The 19,923-nt window shown below is 70.3% G+C and carries 16 protein-coding genes; 9 read left to right on the top strand and 7 right to left on the bottom strand.

Going from position 1 to position 19,923, the window contains the following annotated elements:
* Positions 1 to 78: 78 nt before the first annotated feature.
* Complete coding sequence (locus CFK38_RS00245) at positions 79 to 1,587, top strand: SDR family NAD(P)-dependent oxidoreductase (RefSeq protein ID WP_096801265.1); 1,509 nt, start codon at positions 79 to 81, stop codon at positions 1,585 to 1,587.
* 51 nt (positions 1,588 to 1,638) lie between these two features.
* Here the strand turns inward: CFK38_RS00245 and CFK38_RS00240 are convergent, their stop codons facing one another.
* Positions 1,639 to 2,631, bottom strand: coding sequence for an Abi family protein (locus tag CFK38_RS00240; RefSeq protein ID WP_096801264.1), 993 nt, complete (start codon positions 2,629 to 2,631; stop codon positions 1,639 to 1,641).
* Between the two features lie 209 nt (positions 2,632 to 2,840).
* Between CFK38_RS00240 and CFK38_RS00235 the strand changes: the two genes are divergently transcribed.
* From CFK38_RS00235 to CFK38_RS00210, 6 genes are all read left to right on the top strand, one after another.
* On the top strand, positions 2,841 to 3,338 hold the full coding sequence (locus CFK38_RS00235) for an SRPBCC family protein (RefSeq protein ID WP_096801263.1): 498 nt from the start codon (positions 2,841 to 2,843) through the stop codon (positions 3,336 to 3,338).
* A 28-nt stretch (positions 3,339 to 3,366) separates the two neighbouring features.
* Positions 3,367 to 5,058, top strand: a complete 1,692-nt coding sequence (locus CFK38_RS00230) for an ABC-ATPase domain-containing protein (protein ID WP_096801262.1) — start codon at positions 3,367 to 3,369, stop codon at positions 5,056 to 5,058.
* Between the two features lie 91 nt (positions 5,059 to 5,149).
* Positions 5,150 to 6,577, top strand: a complete 1,428-nt coding sequence (locus tag CFK38_RS00225) for a flotillin family protein (RefSeq protein WP_096801261.1) — start codon at positions 5,150 to 5,152, stop codon at positions 6,575 to 6,577.
* Between the two features lie 154 nt (positions 6,578 to 6,731).
* On the top strand, positions 6,732 to 7,343 hold the full coding sequence (locus CFK38_RS00220) for a hypothetical protein (RefSeq protein WP_096801260.1): 612 nt from the start codon (positions 6,732 to 6,734) through the stop codon (positions 7,341 to 7,343).
* 1 nt (position 7,344) lies between these two features.
* A complete protein-coding gene (locus tag CFK38_RS00215; RefSeq protein ID WP_096801259.1) occupies positions 7,345 to 8,208 on the top strand; it encodes a nucleotidyl transferase AbiEii/AbiGii toxin family protein in 864 nt (287 codons plus the stop codon).
* A gap of 255 nt (positions 8,209 to 8,463) precedes the next feature.
* A complete protein-coding gene (locus CFK38_RS00210) occupies positions 8,464 to 9,498 on the top strand; it encodes an aldo/keto reductase (protein ID WP_096801258.1) in 1,035 nt (344 codons plus the stop codon).
* Between the two features lie 82 nt (positions 9,499 to 9,580).
* Here the strand turns inward: CFK38_RS00210 and CFK38_RS00205 are convergent, their stop codons facing one another.
* Positions 9,581 to 11,314 carry a DEAD/DEAH box helicase gene (locus CFK38_RS00205; RefSeq protein WP_096801257.1) on the bottom strand — a complete coding sequence of 578 codons (1,734 nt, stop codon included), beginning with the start codon at positions 11,312 to 11,314 and terminating at the stop codon, positions 9,581 to 9,583.
* Between the two features lie 197 nt (positions 11,315 to 11,511).
* On the opposite strand from CFK38_RS00205, the gene CFK38_RS00200 reads away from it, so the two are divergent.
* Positions 11,512 to 12,288 carry a hypothetical protein gene (locus tag CFK38_RS00200; protein WP_157773290.1) on the top strand — a complete coding sequence of 259 codons (777 nt, stop codon included), beginning with the start codon at positions 11,512 to 11,514 and terminating at the stop codon, positions 12,286 to 12,288.
* Between the two features lie 155 nt (positions 12,289 to 12,443).
* On the opposite strand, the gene CFK38_RS00195 is transcribed toward CFK38_RS00200, so the two are convergent.
* Genes CFK38_RS00195 through CFK38_RS00175 form a run of 5 tightly spaced genes read right to left on the bottom strand, consistent with a single transcriptional unit; the run spans position 12,444 to position 17,669 of the window.
* Positions 12,444 to 13,436 carry a glycoside hydrolase family 130 protein gene (locus tag CFK38_RS00195; protein WP_096801255.1) on the bottom strand — a complete coding sequence of 331 codons (993 nt, stop codon included), beginning with the start codon at positions 13,434 to 13,436 and terminating at the stop codon, positions 12,444 to 12,446.
* Between the two features lie 51 nt (positions 13,437 to 13,487).
* Positions 13,488 to 14,369, bottom strand: coding sequence for a carbohydrate ABC transporter permease (locus CFK38_RS00190; protein WP_096801254.1), 882 nt, complete (start codon positions 14,367 to 14,369; stop codon positions 13,488 to 13,490).
* A gap of 1 nt (position 14,370) precedes the next feature.
* Positions 14,371 to 15,300, bottom strand: a complete 930-nt coding sequence (locus CFK38_RS00185; RefSeq protein WP_096801253.1) for a carbohydrate ABC transporter permease — start codon at positions 15,298 to 15,300, stop codon at positions 14,371 to 14,373.
* Positions 15,301 to 15,302: 2 nt separating this feature from the next.
* Positions 15,303 to 16,604 carry an extracellular solute-binding protein gene (locus CFK38_RS00180; protein ID WP_096801252.1) on the bottom strand — a complete coding sequence of 434 codons (1,302 nt, stop codon included), beginning with the start codon at positions 16,602 to 16,604 and terminating at the stop codon, positions 15,303 to 15,305.
* Positions 16,605 to 16,631: 27 nt separating this feature from the next.
* Complete coding sequence (locus tag CFK38_RS00175; protein ID WP_096801251.1) at positions 16,632 to 17,669, bottom strand: LacI family DNA-binding transcriptional regulator; 1,038 nt, start codon at positions 17,667 to 17,669, stop codon at positions 16,632 to 16,634.
* A 167-nt stretch (positions 17,670 to 17,836) separates the two neighbouring features.
* Here CFK38_RS00175 and CFK38_RS00170 point away from each other — a divergent pair, with 167 nt between their 5' ends.
* A complete protein-coding gene (locus CFK38_RS00170) occupies positions 17,837 to 19,858 on the top strand; it encodes a hypothetical protein (protein ID WP_157773288.1) in 2,022 nt (673 codons plus the stop codon).
* Positions 19,859 to 19,923: the final 65 nt, after the last annotated feature.

Below are 19,923 nucleotides of genomic sequence, written 5' to 3'. Positions count from 1 at the left end.
GACCAACGCCCCGTCGGCCGGACGGCCCGGCCGCCATAGACTCGATCGGTGCCTGGCTCCTCTGCTCCTGCCCCGTCCGTGTCGTCTCCTACCGGCCGCGAGGGACCCGCTCTGACCGCGGAGGACATCGCCACCGCCCTGCGGGTGCTGCAGCACGCCCCGACCCTCGCCGAGGACAGCGCGGATCTGGTCGCGATCAAGCGGGCCTCCCGGAACTTCGAGAAGAAGCTCGGAAAGTCGCGCCGCGGGGAGAAGACCTGGGCACAGCGTAAGGCGGACCGCGCCGTGATCGCGGCGACCGCCACCGGGTCCCCGCTGCGCATCGACGACGAGACCAAGGGGATCCCGTTGGTCTCGAGCGCGCAGGGTGCCTTCGCGGGCGAGCTGCACAAGGCCCGCGGCTGCTACATCTGCAAGACCGACTTCACCCTGGTCGATGCCTTCTACCACTGGCTGTGCCCGGACTGCGCCGCGATGTCCCACACCAAGCGGGACCAGCGCACCGACCTCACCGGCAAGCGGGCCCTGCTCACCGGCGGCCGCTCCAAGATCGGCATGTACATCGCGCTGCGCCTGCTGCGCGACGGTGCGCACACCACCCTCACCACCCGCTTCCCCAAGGACGCGGCACGGCGCTTCGCCCAGCGGGAGGACGCGGCGGAGTGGATCGACCGGCTGACCATCGTCGGGATCGATCTGCGCGACCCCCTCCAGGTGATCGCGCTCGCCGACGACGTGGCCGCCGCCGGTCCGCTGGACATCCTCATCAACAATGCCGCGCAGACGGTGCGCCGCTCCCCGAGCGCCTACTCGGCCCTGGTCGCGCAGGAGGACGCCCCGCTGCCCCCGGACCTCGCACTGCCGGAGATGACAGCCTTCGATCGCATCTCCCAGGCGCATCCCGCCGCGCTCGCCGGCGTGCTGCAGAACCGGTCCGTCCCGCGGCACGACGGGGAAACGCTCGAGCCTGCCCGGGCCGCGCAGTCCGCGGCGTCGATGACCGCGCTCGCGCTGCGTGCCGGCAGGGCCAGCCTGCAGGAGCACCTCGCCGGCACCGCGGTCGACGCCGGCGGGCTGCTGCCGGACCTGCAGACCACCAACTCGTGGACCCGGACGGTGGACCAGGTGGACGCGCTGGAGATGCTCGAGGTGCAGCTGTGCAACGAGACCGCCCCCTTCCTGCTGATCAGCAGGCTGCGGCCCGCGATGCGCGCGGCCGTGCAGGCCGGGGCGCGCCGGGCCTACATCGTCAACGTCTCGGCGATGGAGGGGCAGTTCTCCCGCCGCTACAAGGGCGCCGGCCACCCCCACACCAACATGGCCAAGGCCGCACTGAACATGCTCACCCGCACCAGTGCGGGCGAGGCGTTCGAGACCGACCGGATCCTGATGACCGCGGTGGACACCGGCTGGATCACCGACGAACGCCCCCACCAGGACAAGCTGCGCATCGCCGCCGAGGGCTGGCACGCCCCGCTGGATCTGGTCGATGGCGCAGCACGCGTCTACGACCCGATCGTGCGCGGCGAGGCCGGCGAGGATCTGTACGGCTGCTTCGTGAAGGACTTCTCGCCCAGTCCCTGGTGATGCGCGCGGGTGCGACTGCCTCGCGAGACCGTGACCTCGAGGGACTTGGACTCAGAGGGCCGATGGGGGTGTCCAGTTCCCGCAGGGGGTAGTCCAGAGCGGATCTGATGCCCAGTCCTCTGGAGCGCCCAGCGCTGCAGGACTCGGATTCTGCGTTGTGCTGAGTCCATCTTCGAGGAGTTCCCGCATCTTCAGATTCCAGGTCGATCCCGGCGCGAGATGCCCTAGGAGATAGGCGATGACTGCGATCGATCCGTAGACGCGCTCGCTCTGACCGGATGCGAGGGTGGTGAGGCGCGGGATCGTGCGAAGGGCCGCAGTGGGGGCCGGGATCAGCGAACGGTTCCAGACCCGCGCGTGGTGCGCGCAGGCGTTGCGGAGGATCGACAGCTGCTCCAGCCAGCGTGCCAGCGGGTGCTCCCGTGAAGCCTTCCGCCTCTGGTTGCCAGAAAGCGCCGACACGTCAAGCTTCAGGCCGAGGCTCTCCGCGACGGCCCATTGGTCTCGGGCGAACATCCCCTCGTACAGTCTGGAGATGTCGGCGAAGTCCAAGACTTCGGTGAGGACCCAGATCGGCACCGAGCCGCTGTAGGCCTTGCGATGGTGCCGGATCGGTGCGCTGTGGCTGCGCGCAGCGCGGTCTACGCGCCGCTCGGCCACGGTCAACCAGCGCTCGTGATCAAAGCCGGTGCGGAACAACTGCGGATCTTCGTGCGCCAGAGGCCCATGCTGGCCGATGTGATAGCTCAAGTGGCTGCGTACTCCGACTTCGACGCGCTCCACTGCGTCATGGATCAGAGTTCGCAGCTTGCGGTCGAACTCGTAGAGCGCAGCGACCATCGAGAAATCGGTGTCTGGTAGAAAGCGGTCGATAGGGGCGCCAGCCGAGCCCCTGACCCGATAGTCGTACCAGTACCCGCTGAGACGGTAGTAGCCGACGTTCCGCAACCATTGCGATGCTTCGTCTGGATCCAGGAGCATCCCGCGCCGCTGCAGCAGCGTGATCTGCTGGCCGATGGTCGTGTAGGGCTTCGGCGACGGCATCGTTCTCCCCCGATAGAGATCCAGCCCGCACCAGGAGGACCTGGGCGGGCTGAACGGTTGCGCTCAGTATAGCTGTCAGGTTGATGCGCTGACAGTGATCTGTGCGGGGCGAGTTGTAGACGTGGTCGGAATCCGTACGGGAGCCGAAAGCGTCGCGCGGGGTGAACAGCCCAGCGTCACGACCCCCTCCTGTGTGACACGCTGGCGCGATGCCCCGCCCCATGCACGTCTCGGACAGCATCGAGATCGCCGCCGACCCGATGACGATCTATCGCGAGGTCGCCGACCCCTCGCAGATGGGGCGCTGGAGCCCGGAGAACCAGGGCACGGCCGCGCCGGGCCGCGGGCCACTGAGGGTCGGGGACGAGTTCGTGGGCCGCAATCGCCGGGGCCCCGGCCGCTGGTCCACTGCCTGCACGGTGATCGCCGCGGAGCCCGGCGAGAGATTCGCCTTCTGGGTCCACCGGATCGGGCTGCGCACGCCGGTGCTGCGCGGAGCGATCGCGACCTGGAGCTATACCTTCGCCCCGGCAGGGGAGGGGCGCACCCTCGTCACGGAGACCTGGCAGGACGACCGCACCGGCTGGTCGGATGCCTGGGCGGCCCGCTTCGACAGGCTGGTCACGCGGGGCAGCACCTTCGATCGTTTCCAGGCGGGCAACATCCGGCGCACCCTCGCCCGGCTGAAGACCGACCTCGAACGCTGAGCACCCGAGCGGAAGGACCATTGCGCAGATGAGCGCGAATGCAGAGACCCTGACGAGGATCCTGACGACGATCGACGGCCGCGGCTACGGCTCGTACAAGCAGCTCACCGGCAGCTACGACCTGGGACGGTGCCGTCTCGTGGTGGACCGGGTGCAGGTGGATCCCTTCGCCCCGCCCTCCCTGATGCGCCTGGTGGTCGATCCGGCCACCGCCGGCCTCCCGGCCGATCTCCTGAGCGACCGCCCGGGATACGTCGCGACCACCGACTTCCTGGCCCGGGCCGTCGCGACCGCCGCAGGAGCGCTCGGGGAAGGGGTCAGCATCGGGACCCCCGGCCAGGAGGTCCTCGAACGCACCAGCGTCACGGTCACCGACGAGGGGGTCGAAGCGCGCCTGGCGGTCCAGCTCCCTGCCGCCGGGCGCCGGATCCGGGGCCGCCAGGCCGTGCGGCTGCTCACCGAGGACCTGCCGAGGATCGCCGAGGCCGCGCTGGTCCACGCGAGCCTCGACGCTGCGGAGTTGCGGGCGCACGTCGCCCTCCATCGCGATCAGGAGGCGCTGCGGGAGCAGCTGGCCGGTCGCGGCCTGGTGGCGTTCATCGGCGACGGCGCGATCCTCCCGCGCCGCTCCGGGGACTCCGATCTGCCCCTCGAGCAGGACGCTGTCCCGTTCCGCAGCCCCGAGTCCTTGCAGGTCTGCTTCGACCTGCCCAGCGGTGGAACGGTGAGCGGGATGGGCGTGCCCGAGGGGATCACCGTCATCGTCGGCGGCGGATACCACGGCAAGTCGACCCTGCTGCGGGCGATCGAGCGGGGCGTCTTCGCGCACCGGGAGGGTGATGGTCGCGAATGGGTGATCACCCGCGAGGACGTCGCCTCCGTCCGCGCCGAGGACGGTCGCTCCGTGGCGGGGGTCGACATCTCCCCGTTCATCTCCGGACTGCCCTCGGGCACGGACACCACGCGCTTCTCGACCACCAACGCCTCGGGATCGACCTCGCAGGCCGCCTCCCTCGTGGAGGCGGTCGAGGCCGGCGCCTCCGCGCTGCTGATCGACGAGGACACCTCGGCCACCAACTTCATGATCCGCGATGACCGCATGCGCCGACTGATCCCGGCCGAGCACGAACCCATCACCCCGTTCGTGCAGCGCATCCGCCCGCTGCATGCGGAGCGCGGGGTCTCCACGGTGCTCGTCGCCGGCGGCTCCGGGGCGTTCTTCGACGTGGCCGACCACGTGATCGCGCTGCAGGAGTACGTGCCCCGCGACGTCACCGCACGCGCCCGCGCGCTCGCCGAGGCCGCCCCGCAGCCGGCCTCCCCGGTCTTCGGTCCGACGCGGGCCCGCGTCCCCGCCGCCGGGACCCTGCGGCCGGCGGGGAAGACCAAGCCCGCCTCGGCCCGCGGACGCGACACCATCCGGTACGGACGCGAGCACATCGATCTGGCGGCCCTCTCGCAGCTGGTCGACGCCGCGCAGACCACGGCCATCGCCCATGCCCTGGACCGCCTGGCCGACCTGCTGGACCAGGCGGGACCCGACGGCGCCCGCCCCGCACTCGATACGGCGATCACCGCACTGTGCGCCCGCCTCGATGCCGAGGGGCTGGAGAGCCTGTCCCCGCACCGTGGCCACCCCGGCCACCTCGCCCGGCCGCGCCCCCTCGAGATCCACGCCGCCGTGAACCGGTACCGCGGCCTTCGACTGGCCGATTATTGATGCGGATCCCTCCGCTGGCCTGACCAGGCCCCCGTGCGGCGGCGGCATGGAAGACTGAGCTCACGCACTCAATTTCCTCTAAGGACGTGGCATGAATACATTCCTCGGCATCGGGATCGTCGGCTTCATCGCCGTGATCCTCGTCGCCCTCCTCATCGTGGCGGGGATCGCCTTCTTCGTGATCCGCCGGTGGATCAAGGTCGCTCGCGCGGATGAGGCGCTGGTGATCTCGGGCAAGAGCCAGAAGAATTCCGACGGCAGCCTGTCGGCGACCACGGTCGTGGTCAACGGCAAGGCCGTCGTCAACCCGATCACCCAGCGTCACGAGGTCATCTCGCTGCGGCAGCGGCAGGTGAACATGAGCGCGGACGCGCAGTCCGCGGACAACGTCACCGTGTCGGTGGAGGCCGTGGCGCTGGTGAAGATCGGATCGGATCCGGCGCTGGTGCGTCGGGCGGCCGAGCGCTTCGCCTCCCAGGACGAGGCCATCGAATCCTTCACGCAGGACCAGCTCGAGGGTGTGCTGCGCGGCGTCATCGCCCAGCAGACGGTCATCTCGCTGATGCGGGACCGCAAGGTCTTCTCCGAGCAGATCGCCGAGACGGTGATCCCGGAGCTGCGCGAGCAGGGTCTCATCCTCGACTCGTTCCAGATCCGGGGGATCACCGACGCCGTGGGCTACATCCAGTCCCTCGGCGCGCCGGAGATCGAGGCGAAGCGCCAGGCGGCGGAGATCAGCCAGACCAACGCCGAGCGCGCCGTGGCCAAGGAGAGCATCCGCAACCAGGAGCAGAACCTCGTCGAGCAGCAGGCGCTCGACACGAACACGGCCAATGCGCAGGCCGAGGTGGGCCGTGCCCGGGCGAAGGCGGAGCAGGCAGAGGCCCTGGCCGGGGAGAAGTCCCGCCAGGAGGTGCTGCAGCAGCAGGCCGAGAACAAGCAGGCGCAGCTGGACGCCGACGTCAAGCGCGTCGCCGACGCCGAGCAGTACCGCCGCCAGAAGGATGCCGACGCCAACGCGTATGACGAGCGTCGTCAGGCGGAAGCCCGCGCCGAGGTCGCCGAGGCCGATGCGCGTGCGGTGAAGATGCGCGCCGAGGCCGACGCCGAGGCGGAGCGCCTGGCCGGTCAGGCCCGCGCCGACGCGATGCGCGCCGAGGCCGAGGCGCTGCGGGAGAACCAGGAGGCGCTGCTGGCCCAGCGCGTGGTCGATCAGCTGCCCACCCTCATGGAGACCTTCGCCAAGGGCTATGCCCAGATCGGCGACATCACCGTGATCAGCTCCGACGGCAACGAGGGGGATGTGGCCGGCAAGCAGTTCTCCGGGGAGTCCGCCGGGGCGCTGCGCGGCGTGTTCGACACGGTCCAGTCGACGCTGGGGCTGAGCATCCCGGACCTGATCCAGGGACGTGTCACCGGCGCGGCCCAGGGTGATGCGCTCGGTGCGGCGCTGCGCGAGCAGACGGCCGGCGCCGACCAGACCGCCGGCGCCGAGCCGGAGGCACCTTCCCAGGGCTGAGGTGCAGGTCGTCCTGTCACGCCTGCAGGATGGAGCGGGGGTATCCACCGGATGGTGGGTGCCCCCGCTTCGGCGTTCGCGGCGTGGAGCGCACAAGGCGGGCACGCCTGGCACAAAAGTTGCATATATGCGAACAACTCGGCACAATGGCGGTATGGCTCTTCTGGAAGACTACGTTGAAGTGCTGGACCTCGCAGCAGGCAATGCGGGGCTGGTGACCCGCCCGCAACTGCTCTCAGTGGGGATCACGCCGAGCTCGATCGCCCGTCTGGCTGACACCCCGCGAGCTCTGTCCCCCCTCGGCGGCGGGCTGTACGTGGTCCCGGTGCTCGAGGACCTGAGATTCGGTCGTCAGCGAGCTGCGCTCCAGCGGGTTGATCCTGACCGGTGGCTCGAGCAGCTCGCGAACGATCCTCGCGGAGAGAGGTCGGGCGTGCTGAGCCATCACTCGGCAGCCGAGCTGCACGGCGCTCCTGATCTTCCAGAGGAGCTGCACGTGACCGTGCCGCGACGGCGCCGCCTATCTGGTCTGACGGCCCACATAGCGCGTCTGGGGGCGGCAGACGTTGTCCTCGTCGAGGGGCTGCCGGTCACCTCGGTGGAGCGCACCACGTACGACCTCGGCCGGTGGTCGATGGACGGCGAGCACCGATCGCGGTGGATCGAGCATTGTCTTGATGGGGGACTGCTGACCGTCGATGCGGCTCGACGGCTCCTGGGACCATCTGCGGAGGACACCCTGATGTATCTCGCGGCAGCCGTCTGAGATGGCGTATCCGACGTCACGCGCCCTAGCCAGCGCGATCCAGCAACGCGCACGCGACGGGGCCGGCCAGACTGCGCTGAACGAGTTCTTCGCGCAGCGGCTGATTTCCCGCCTCGCGATCTCGTTCCCCGACCAGTGGGCGCTCAAGGGTGGCCAGGCGATGGTCGCCCGGCTCCCTGACGTCGCGCGTACGACCAGGGATATCGACGGGGCGTTGGTCTCCACGTCACGCGAGACCGCGATCGCCGAGCTCGACCATGCCGCGAAGAGCGCACCGGCAGACTCGGACTTCCTCGAGTTCGAGCTGGTGAAATCGAAGCCCGGCTATGTCGACGACCTCGCGTCGCTGTCCTTCCGCGTCCGCTTCGGCGGGAAAGTGCACGGGAACGTGCGCCTGGATGTCCAGGTGGTGCATGATCGCCACGTTCTCGGAGAGCTCGTGCCGCTCGGACGGCGCGTGGATCCACCGAAACAGAACGGTTGGCCCGACCGGGTGCGAGTGCTCCCGGTGCCGGACCATATGGCCGAGAAGCTCGTCGCGCTCTACAGCGTTCACGCCGGCCGTCCTTCGAGCAGGGAGCGTGACATCGTCGATCTGGCCCTGCTGGCGCGCTACGCGCCCCCGCCGTCCGGTCCCCTCGCGCCCGCCCTGCGGCGCGCGCTGAATCGACCGATGCCGCCCTCGGTCACCGTCGCGCTCCCGCCCCGGTTCGTTGCCCCGGAGCGCTTCCGCCGCGCGTTCGAGCGCGAGAGCCACGGCCTGTCCTGGGAGACATCTATGCGAGAGATCGGCGCGATCTCGGCGCCGGCTCTCGAGATGCACAGCAGTGCACGCTTGAGAGCCGAGGACGCTTCCGATAGCTGACGCGCCGAGCGCGAACTCGACCGTATCGGGAGGAGCGCAGTGAGTATCGCAACCGAGCTGCACGAGCCCGGAGTGGAGGCGACGCCGCGAACCGAACGGTCGAGTTCCGGCCTGCTTCGCGGCTCGCCGTAGACGGCGCGGGCTCTGATTGGAATAGTCGTCCCACATCCATCGCGGGTGCCGACGCACAGCCGCCGTGCACCGCAGCGGGCGGCGCGCTGGTCGCGCCGCCGGATTCCGATCAAGGGAGAGACCATGGACCATCGACTGCTGGGCCGCAGCGGCACCTCCGTCTCGGTGCAGGCGCTGGGCACGATGACCTTCGGCAAGGAGGCCGACGAGACCGCCGCCCACGAGATCCTCACCGCCTTCGTCGAGGGCGGCGGGAACCTGCTGGACACCGCGGACGTGTATACGCACGGCCACTCCGAGGAGATCATCGGCCGCTGGCTCGCCGCGCACCCCACCGAGACCGAGCAGGTCGTGATCGCCACCAAGGCCCGCGCCCCGATGGGGGAGGGGCCCAATGATCTGGGCATCTCGCGCCGCCACCTGCGCCGCGCGCTGGATGCCTCCCTGCGCCGCCTCGGCGTGGAGCACATCGACCTCTACCAGATGCATGCGTGGGACGCGCTGACCCCGCTCGAGGAGACGCTGGGCTTCCTCGCCGAGGCGGTCGCCGCCGGGAAGATCTCCTACTACGGCTTCTCGAACTTCCTGGGCTGGCAGCTCACGAAGGCGGTGCACGTGGCCCGGCAGCACGGCTGGCCGGCACCGGTGACCCTGCAGCCGCAGTACAACCTGCTGGTGCGGGACATCGAGCACGAGATCGTGCCCGCCGCGCTGGACGCCGGGATGGGTCTGCTGCCGTGGTCGCCGCTGGCGGGAGGCTGGCTGAGCGGCAAGTACGAGCGCGATGTGATGCCCACCGGCGCCACCCGCCTGGGGGAGAACCCGCAGCGCGGCATGGAGGCGTGGGAGAAGCGCAATGCCGATGAGCGCACCTGGACCACGCTCGAGGCGGTGCGGGCGGTCGCCGCGGCCCACGAGGCGACCCCCTCGCAGGTGGCCCTGGCCTGGGTGGCCGCCCGGCCGGGAGTGACCTCGGTGATCATCGGTGCCCGCACCACCGAGCAGCTGCGCGACAACATGGCCGCCGCCGAGCTGCAGCTGAGCGAGGACGAGCTCGCGACGCTCAGCGAGGTCAGCGCCCCGCAGCTGGACGACTACCCCTACGGTCCGGCCGGGATCCGCCAGCGGCACCGCCCGCTGGTGCAGGAGACGCGCTGAGGCGGCGTCCCGGGGTGCGGCGCAGCGAGCGGCTGCGGCGGCCGACGGGACGTCCGTGCCGCGCCCAGGCGGCACCGGTCGATCAGGCCCCGTCCGCCGTCAGCGACGCGGCCGGCAGCCAGTCGGCGCCGAGCAGCTCCGCCACGTCGGTCAGGCCCGCAGTGTCGCCGCCGACGGTGTCGGAGGCGGCGGCGATCCGCTCCACCATCACCTTGCTCACCTGCTCCTCGACGGTGCCGTGCGCGTAGGCGATGTGCCAGGGGGAGACCTGGTGGTCGCGATGGGTGCGGCCGGTGACCTGCCGGCCCGCGATGCCCGAGAAGCGGGCCTGGTGGAAGAGGCCCACGCGGGGTTCGGTGCTCGCCCGGTGGCCGCCTTCGAGGGTCTCGCCGGCGTGCAGGCTGATCGAGGCGACCGTGGTGAACACGCACACCTTCGCCCGCCCGGTCTGGAACCGCAGCCGTTCGGCTTCGACGTCGAAGCGGCCCTGGCCATAGATCGTGGCGACCTCGAGCCCGGCATCGCGCAGCCGTTCCGTGATCGGCTCGGCGGCGGTGCCGACGAACTCGACCGAGCACGCCACCTGCCGCTCGGCCTCGACCTGCTGGGCGATCCAGGCGACGGTGGCATCCACCCGGATCAGCCCGGCCTTCTGGCGGAAGCGCAGCAGCGCCGCCCGGCCCTTGGCGGTGCTGCGGCCGCGCCGGGCGATGTCCATGTCGCGGCAGAACTGCCCCCACTCCGCCTCGTACGTTGCCCGCTCGGCCGGGGTGAGGGTCACCGGCATCCCGGCGATCGGCACCGGGCCCCACGGTGCGGCGCGGTGCAGCATCGCAGGTGGCTGAGCGTCCTCGAGCCAGCCGCGCACCCGCGCGAGGTCCTCCGCCCGGCGCGTGGCGTCGGAGGTCCAGGTGGGGCCGTAGCGGCCCCGCTCCAGGGCGATCCCGTGGCGTTCGAGGGCGCTCGCGAAGTCGGCCCCGGGCTGCTTCGCGGAGGTCCACTGCGTCATCGGCTCGCTGTGCCGCTGGGCGTAGGCGGGGGCGAGATAGGGCAGCTCCAGCGGCGTGTGGCCGGGGGTGGCGGTGGTCGCGATGACGAACGGCGCCTGCTCGTGCGCCCGGGAGTGCCCGGAGAGCTTCGCCCAGAGCTTCCAGCGCTTCGTGGTGGTGCGGCGCAGCGCGTGGGCCTCGTCCGCGATGATCACCTCCCAGTCGTGGCCGGCGACCTTCTCCAGCCGGTCCCAGGTGATCACCACCCACTCCAGGCCGGCATCGCCCAGTGCGGTGATGGTGCGGCACCAGTGCCCGATGGTGATCGCGGCGGGCCGGTCGGCGACCACCAGCACCCGCTGCGCCCCGCGGAGATCGCCCACCGCGCTCGCTCCGAGGACGGCGGAGATCGTCTTGCCCACGCCCGGCTCATCGGCCAGCAGGAACTGCCGGCCACCGGCCGCGGCGTGCTCTGCGATCGCATCGGCCGCCTCGTACTGGTTCCGGCGCGGCTCGAGATCCTCGACCGGCTCGGGGTTCGGCGTGGGGTGGTCGGGGTTCAGCGTGTTCTCGAGGAACCGCCCGAGCGTGTGCGGCCCGGGGGAGTAGGGAGCGAGATGCTCGGGCAGCGTACGGCCGACGAAGAGATGCATCGTCACGGCGGGGTGCCAGGAGGCGCCCTCGACCTGGGTCCCGTAGGGGACGTCCAGCACCCACAGCCGCTCGCCCGGGCCGACGAAGGGCAGCGGCCGCTGTGACTGCCTCGTCCCCGAGCGGCGCGGGGACCTGCGGCGTCGGCGAGTGCTGGAGCGGCGAGGGGTGGTCACCCCGCGAGGCTATCGGGGACGGCGAGCGGACGGGGACGTCTCGCCTGGGCCGACGGGAATGACAACCTTGTAGCCAGCGGCACCCTCCCTTGTTTGGTGGAAGCTGTGTGTCGCCAGCAGGCGGCTTCAATCATTGTCGTCTACGGCCGACCAGCGTGACAGTAGACGAACCGGATGAGGGCTGTCATCATCCGTCCATGAGTGACGCAGAGGAGACTGCTGTGCAGCCGACGGACTTCTTCCCGAAATGGCTTCGCGGCCTCATCTTGGGGTTTGCGGCGGTGGCCTTTGCCGTAGGTGTCATCGCTGTCTTCGTCACGTCGAATGACACCGGCACCGCCGCACTCCTGGCCGTCTCGGTGGTTTTGCTTGCCTTGGCGATCTTCGCTGACCGGATCTCATCGATCGAAGCGGGGGGCATGAAGTTGGTGTTGGTGGCAGCAGAGCAGCTTGCCCGTGCGGATGCTGCTGCGGGAGAAGGTCGAGATGCCGACGCGGCGAGGTTGCGGGAGTCGGCGAAGACTCTTCTCGCAATGGCGGGTCCGGTGTCGTCCGATCTCGAGAAGGTCCGCCGCACCATGACATCGAGCTGGGAGCGCGTGGCCACATTGGAAGCACTCATGAGCCAAGCGAGGACGCTCGCGAACACAGATATATCGGCACAGGACGTCCGGCGGCTGTTCTACACCAACACTGAAGGCAACCGGATCACGGCGATCGGGATCATGCAGGCTCGGCCCGAGCTCGCTGACATGGAGTGCCTGACAGACTCCGTGCATAAATCACGCAGTGCCTTCGAGCAGTACCAGGCGTTGAGGGCGGTGTCGGAGACCGTATCTCAGCTGTCAGATGGGTCGCCACTGCGCGATAACCTCTTGGCCATGGTGGAAGAAGCTCTCACCCGAGGCGTCATCTCGCCCGGCGATTCCGATCGCCGCGAGTTGGCTGAGCAGATCTTGCGCTCAAAGCAGTAGCCCCTGCCTGACGCTAAAGGATGGCGGCGGGTCCGTGGAGAACATCGCCTACAGCGTCTTGTGCGGAGAATCCTGCTCGGCACCGCGGCGGCGTCTGAACGCCGCGTACAGAACGAGGGGAGGTCTGCAGATTCAGCGGCGTCGAACGCCTCACCTCACCCGTCCGCGCGCAGCCCCACCCCGAACCCCGTCTCCGGTTCCGCCACGGCCACGGCCAGCGTCGTATCGGACTGCCCGTAGTACGCGAGCCACTTTCCGCGGAACTTCACCAGCCCCTCGACGAAGGTGACGTTGGAGACCAGCCCGTGGGTGTCCTCGTAGGTCTGGGGCCGCAGCCACGGCTCCTGCAGGCGGGCCATCACCCTCGTCGGCTCGGCGGGGTCGATGAGGATCTGGCCGCAGCGGTAGTCGACCTCCACGGTGCCGTCCGCGTGCACCTCGCGGGTGGCGCCGTTGGTGAGCATCAGCAGCAGGCCGTCGTCGGTGAGCACCGGCGAGGTCCCGATCTCCACCAGGGCCTCGTCGAAGGTGCCGGGGGTGGGCAGGTGCATCGGCTCGTCGTCGGCGGTGCCGGGGGTCCAGTGGATGAGGTCGTCGCTGGTGGCCCAGTAGATGCCGCCCTCGCCGAAGTACATCCACCATGTCCCGTCGATCTGCTGGGGCACGATCACGCCGGCCTTGGACCAGTTGTGGCCGCGCGGGTCCATCACCTTGAAGGTGTCGAAATCAGCGAACAGCGGGCCGTGCTTGGTCCAGCGGCGCAGGTCGGGGGAGGTGGCCAGGCACAGCTGCGCCATGGTCCGGTCCCAGCCGGTGTAGGTGAGGTAGTAGGTGCCCTCGATGAACGCGATCCGCGGGTCCTCGCAGCCGAACCGTTCATAGTCGTGCTCGGGGGAGAGGATCGGGGCGTCCTCCCGCTCGAAGGTGACGCCGTCGTCGCTGACCGCGATCCCGATGTGGGAGACGATGTCCTCCGCGTGCGCCCGGTACAGCAGCACCACCCGATCATCGACGACGAGCGCGGCGGGGTTGTAGAGGTTCGAGGATTCCCAGGACTCGCCCTTGGGGCGCAGGATCGGATTGTGCTCGTAGGGGGTGAACGGGCCGAGCGGGAAGGTGGCTCCGCCGAACAGGGACACGGTGGACATGCTTCTCCTCAGGAGTGGGGACGGTGGGTGCGGAGGCGACGGGGAGGGCGCTCAGCCCTTGACCCCGGAGCTGATGTCGGAGGCCTGGAAGTAGCGCTGGAAGAACACGAACAGCAGCACCACGGGGAAGGCCAGGGTGGCCGCGCCGGCGAGGATCGCGCCGTTGGGGTTGGTGGCGGTCTGCGAGACGTTCGAGATGTAGTTCGCCAGCGCCACCGCCAGCGGTTGCAGCTCGGCGTTCTTGGTGATCAGGAACGGCCACAGGAACTCGTTCCACGGACCGATGAAGGTGATCAGGGCGACCGTGGCGACCGCCGGCTTCACCAGCGGCACCGCGATCGAGGTCATGATCCGCAGCTCGGAGGCGCCGTCGATGCGGGCGGCCTCGAACAGCGATTCCGGCAGGGACAGGAAGAACTGGCGGAAGATGAACACCGCGGTGGTGTTGATCAGGAACGGCAGGATCATGCCCAGATACGAGTCGCCGAGCCCGTAGATGCGAGTGACCTGCACGTACAGCGGGATCATCAGCAGCTGGAAGGGGATCGCCTGCACGCCCAGCATGATCGCGAACAGGGCGCCGCGGCCCCGCCAGCGCAGGCGGGACAGCGAGTACCCGGCGGCGAGTCCGAAGGTCAGGGTGCCGGCGAGCACGCCGAGGGTGAAGATCAGCGAGTTCGCCAGCGACCGGAACAGGTGCAGCCGGGCGTTGATGTCGGTGAAGTTCTGCAGGGTCCAGCCGCCGGTGGGGAACAGGTCCGTCGGAGAGCTGGTGGGACTCGCCTGGAAGGCGCCGACGGCCATGAACCAGAACGGGAAGATGAAGGCGAGCGCACAGAGGGTCAGGACCGCGTACAGCGCGAGGAGGCTGCGTCGGGTGCCGTGGTGGGAGGCGCTGCCGACGGACGCGGTGGCGCGGGGGCGGGATGCCATGTCAGGTCTCCCGTCCGCTGCGGGCGGCCAGCATGGACAGCATGCCGATGCCGATCACCAGCAGCACTCCGATCGCCGAGGCGACGTCGGGGTTGGTCTGCTGGATGCCCTTCTGGTAGATGAGCAGCACCGGGGTGGCGGAGGCGCCGTCGGGCCCGCCGCCGTTGGTGAGCAGGTACGGCTCGGTGAACAGGTTCGCGCCGGTGATGATCGCGAGGATCAGCACCAGGGCGGTCACGGAGCGCACCCCGGGCACGGTGACGTTGCGGAACCGGCCCACCACGCCGGCACCGTCCATCTCCGCGGATTCGTACAGCTCCTTCGGGATGCCCTGCAGCGCGGCGAGGTAGAGCAGGATGTAGAACCCCAGCTGCTTCCAGGTCACGTACAGCGCGATCGACGGCATCGCGAGCGCGCTGTTGACCAGCCATGAGGGCTCCGGGGCGAGCGGCCCCAGGATCGTGTTGACCAGGCCGTTGCGGGAGAACAGCAGCATCCACACGCCGATCAGCGACACGCTCGCGGTGACGTACGGGATGTAGAACGCGACCCGGAACGCGGAGGCGAAGCGCACGATCCGATTCAGCGCCGAGGCGAGCACCAGCGAGAGGACCGCCGTCAGCGGCACATTGATCACCAGGAACACGGCGATGTTCTTGAACGACTGCCGCACGTCCGGGTCGGTGATCGCGCTGATGTAGTTCTCGAACCCCACGAACGGATGGTCCACGACCATCGCCGGTGCGGTGAAGAAGTAGTCCTGGAAGGAGATCCACACCGCCTGGATCAGCGGCCAGGCCATCACCGCCGCCAGGAACAGCACGTACGGCAGCGCCAGCAGCAGTCCCAGCGGCTGGGCTCCGAGGACGCCGCCGAGCGGCCGCCGGGAGCGCCGGGGCCGCACGGGGGCGTCGTGCGCGGTGGCGGTCATGATCAGCCCTGGACGAGCTGGTCGATCGTCTCGGCCGCCGTCTCGAGAGCGTCCTCGACGGGCTTCTTGGCGAAGATCACGGCGGCGGAGTACTCATCGCGGAAGGTCTGCCACACCTCGATCGAGTTGGGGATGTTGGGGACGTCCACGACCCGCTCCGCCTGGGAGGCGAACACCGTGTAGTCGGGGTTCTCCTCGAAGTAGTCGGGGTAGGTCTCCAGCAGTCCGGCGCGCAGCGGCATCTGGCCGGTGGCCTCGAGGAAGGCGCCGTCCTGCTCCTCGGACGTGGCGAACTTCAGGAAGTCCCAGGCGGTGGCCTGGTTCTGCGAGGTGGTGAACATCGAGACGTTCTTCGAGTCGGCGAAGGTCTTCACGGTCGCGGGGTCGGAACCGGCGGAGGTGGGGACCGGCATGAACCCGACGGGGAACGCGTCCTTGTAGGAGCTGATCGCCCAGGGGCCGGCGCTCTGCATCGCCGTCTTCGCGGTGCCCATCGCGTCATCCGTGGAGGCCTCCTTCGGGGCGAGGCCCTCGGAGTAGATCGAGGCCCAGAAGTTCGCGACGGCCAGACCGTCCTCGGAGACGAAGGTGGAGGCGCCGTCCTCGACCAGCTGCATGCCGTCGGTCTCGGCGATGTACAGCGGATAGAAGTCGAACCAGGGCTGGAAGAACTCGTTGGTGGGTGAGGGCCAGATCGCGGCCGGGGCCGCCCCGGACTCGACGATCTTCCGGGCCCCCTCGAGGAACGACTCGTGCGAGGTCATCCCGGGGTCCTCCGGATCGATCCCGGCCTTCTCGAACAGGTCCTTGTTGAACATGATCATCACGGGGTTCGACTTCCAGGGCAGCAGGTAGTACCTGCCCTCGTCGTCCGCATAGCCCTGCGCGACCTCGGCGCCGGAGCGCTCCTCGATGTAGCTCGCGCCGTCCTCGAAGGTGGTCAGGTCGATCAGTCCGCCCTGCCGGGTCCAGCCGGGAGCGGCGGCGGTGGAGATGTTGAAGATCAGGTCCGGGGTGGTGCCGGCGGTGATCGCGGCGGTGATCGCCTCCTCCGAGCTCTGCCCGGCGGGGATCTCCTGGGCCTCGACCTGCTCGTCGGGATGGTCGGCGTTCCACGCTTCGACCATGGCGGTGCCCCAGGCGACCTCCTGCTCGTTGTTCGACAGCCAGACGGAGATCGGTCCGCGGGCCTCGACGGCGTCGCCCCCGGAGCCTCCGCCGCCGTCGCCGCAGGCGGCGAGCGTGGTGGCGGCCAGCGGCGCGGCGAGCGCGCCGGTCGTGAAGGTGCGTCGATCGATGTTCATCGTTGAACTCCTCGGGTGTGGCGGTGGTCAGGGCCGCGGCGGCGGGGCGATGCTGCCGCGCGGGAGGACGGTGGTGTGATCGGCCAGGACCGCGCCGGGGGCCTCTCCGGCGAGCGCGGCCAGCAAGGTGGTGACGGCGAGCTCGCCGCGCTGCACGGCACCGGTGCCCACGGTGGTCAGGGCGGGGGAGAGGTGGGCGGAGAGCTCGCTGTCGTCGTAGCCGGAGAGCGAGAGGTCCTCGGGGACGCGCACGCCGCGGCTGCGGGCCAGGGAGAGGCCGGCGATGGCCATCATGTCGTTGGCGTAGAGGATCGCGGTGGGCGGCTCGGGCAGGTCCAGCAGCTGCGTGGTGGCGTCCCGGCCGGAGGCGGCGGTGAAGTCGCCCTCGATGACCATGGAGTCGTCCAGGCCTCGCTCGCGCACAGCGGCGCGGAAGGCCTCCTGGCGGATCCGGCCGTGGATGTAGTGGGCGGGGCCGGCGACGTGCGCGATCCGGGTGTGGCCGGCCTCGGCCATCAATGTCACCAGCTCGGTGACGGCGGGGGAGTCGTCGGAGAAGACGGTGGGCAGGCCCGCCGTCTCGCCGCGGGTGGGTTCGTGGGCGCTGAGCACCACGGCGGGCAGGCCCAGGCGCCGCACGAGCGCGAAGCGGGGGTCGTCGATCTCGACGTCCAGCAGGATCACGCCGTCGGCGCGACCGGCGGCGAGGCGCTCGTAGACCAGGTGCTCGGCCTCGGCGGTGGTGACGGCGTGGAGCATCAGTCCCATGTCGTGCTCCGCCAGCACCCGTTCACAGCCGGAGAGGAACTTGGAGAAGAAGGCGTCGGTGGCCAGCACCTCGGGGTCTCGGGCGATGACCAGGCCGATCGCGCCGGTGCGGGAGGTGGCCAGCGCTCTCGCGCGATGGCTGGCGGTCCATTCCAGCTCCGCCGCCGCGGAGAAGATGCGGCGGCGGGTCTCCTCGGAGACCGGGCGCTTGCCGGAATACGCCAGGGAGACGGTGCCCTTGGAGACGCCGGCGTGGCGGGCGACGTCCCCGATGGTCGCTCTGCTGGGTGGGTTCACTTTCGCCCCCTCCTCGTCTGCGGGCCGCAGCCCGGTGGGATGCGCACACTCTTGCGCAAACCGGTTTGATACGACACCATCAAACCGGTTTGATGTTCCGTGTGTCAAGCCCTCCGGATCCACCGACGGATCACGGATGCGCATCGTTCCTCACCGTGGAGGCCACCGTGCTGACCCGACGTACCCTGCTCCGCTCCACCGTCCTCGCCGCGGCCGCCGCCCCGACCGCGACCGCCCTCGCCGCACCCGCGCCCCCGCGCGGCAGCGGCGGCAGGAGACGCCTGACGAACCTCGACCACCTGCGGTTCCTGCTCGCCGAGGTGCCGCTGCCCCCGACCGATGGCCACTCCCGCTTCGACGACTCGAGCCCGACGGGGCTCGCGCCGTGGACCTACGCCGACCGCGCCACGGACGGCACCTTCACCCGTGTGGGCGGCGGCGACCTCGACCCCGCCACCGGGCACTGGAGCCAGGGCGCCTTCAACGCCGACGACATCTCCCGGGCCGCGATCGTCTTCCTGCGCGCCCACGCCGCTTTCGCAGAGCAGGCGGACCTCGCCGTCGCCCGGGAGCTGCTGCGCACGCTCACCTATCTCCAGGTCGACTCCGGAGGCCATGCCGGCAACGTGGTGCTGTGGCAGCAGAGCGACGGCTCCCTGAACCGCAGCGCCATCCCCGTCGAGCTGCCGGTCCCCTCCGATTCCGACGAGTCCTACTGGCTGGCCCGCACCGTCTGGGCGCTCGGCGAGGGGATCGCCGGCTTCGCGCGGACCGACCCGGACTTCACCGCCTTCCTGCGCGAGCGGCTCCACCTCGCCCTGGACGCGCTCGAGCGCGCCTCGCTGGGTCGGTACGGCCGCTGGGAGGTGGCCGACGGGGTCGCCGTGCCCGGCTGGCTCATCGCCGGCGGCGCCGATGCGACCGGGGAGGCCGTGCTGGGCCTGGTCGCCGCCCTGCAGGTGTTCCCGGAGGATTCCCGCGTCACCGAGGCGCTGGACCGCTTCGCGGAGGGGATCGCGGCCATGGCCTCCGGCGGGGTGGGAGTCTGGCCCTTCGGCGCCGTCCTGCCGTGGACCGGGTCGCAGAGCTTCTGGCACGCCTGGGGCGGCCTCGCCCCGGCCGCGCTCGCCGCCGCCGCACCGGTGATCGGCCGAGGTCTGGAGGAGGCCGTGGCGGATGCCGGGGTGTTCACCCCGCAGCTGCTCACCTCGGGTGGGCCGCACAACGCCTGGTCCCCGGTGCCGGGGGAGGCGCAGATCGCCTACGGCGTCCAGTGCCGGGTCGAGACCCTGCTGCGCACGGCCGATGCCACCGGCGGCCCGGGCCTGCGCGAGCTCGCCGCACTGGTCGCCGGCTGGTTCTTCGGCGCGAACCCCGCCGGGCAGCGCGTGTACGACCCGGCCACCGGCGCCACCGTCGACGGCATCGAGCCAGACGGCACCGTGAATCGCAACTCCGGCGCCGAATCCACCATCCACGCCCTGCTGACGATGATCGCGCTGGATCGGGAGAAGAAGCTCGCCCGCACGGCGCAGCGCCTCACCGCGACCCCGGAGCACCACGGGATGCAGTGGCTGCCGGCGGAGGAGGCGCAGCTCGGCACCGGCGCCGAGGTGATCACCCCGGAGACCGCCTGGACCGGGGAATCGAACTGGCACGGCGCCTACGTGCTCGCCCCCGACGGCGCGAGCGTGCGCTTCGACCTCGAGGAGGGGGCGCTCGAGGCCGTCGCCCGCGGCGGCGCCACCGCACATCCGCTGTTCCACCGGCTCGCCGAGGAAGCCGGCACGGCGACGTGGACGGCCCTCGCGGCCGACGGGACCCGCACCGTCCTCGGCACGCTGGAGCTGGGCGGCGCGGGGGAGCGGGGCGTCACCCCATGGGACGGAGTGCTGACGCCGGTGCGGCTCGATGTGCCCCTCCCTGCGCGCACCGTGGCGGTGGAGGTGGTCTCCGGGGGCCGGCTCGAGCTCGACGAGCTGATGCTGCTGCCTGCGGTGACCGTTGCCGAGTTCCCGCTGGAGCATGGGAGGAACGTGATGCTGCATGCTGCATCGGCTGATGCGGAGCTGTCGCTCGTGTCCGGTCGGACGGGCAGCGCGTATCGGGCTGAGGGGACGCGGGTGGGGCCGGTGAATCACGGGCGCCGGAGCGTGCTGGGAGGGGAGTTCGCGATCACGCGGGGGTGAGCGGGGGCCGCACGTGCCCGTGAGGAGCCAGGGTGCTGGTTCGGCCAGGGTGGTCACCGCCAGGC

The organism is Brachybacterium vulturis, assembly GCF_002407185.1.
GTDB lineage: Bacteria > Actinomycetota > Actinomycetes > Actinomycetales > Dermabacteraceae > Brachybacterium > Brachybacterium vulturis.
This window is presented reverse-complemented; position numbering and strand designations above follow the sequence as displayed.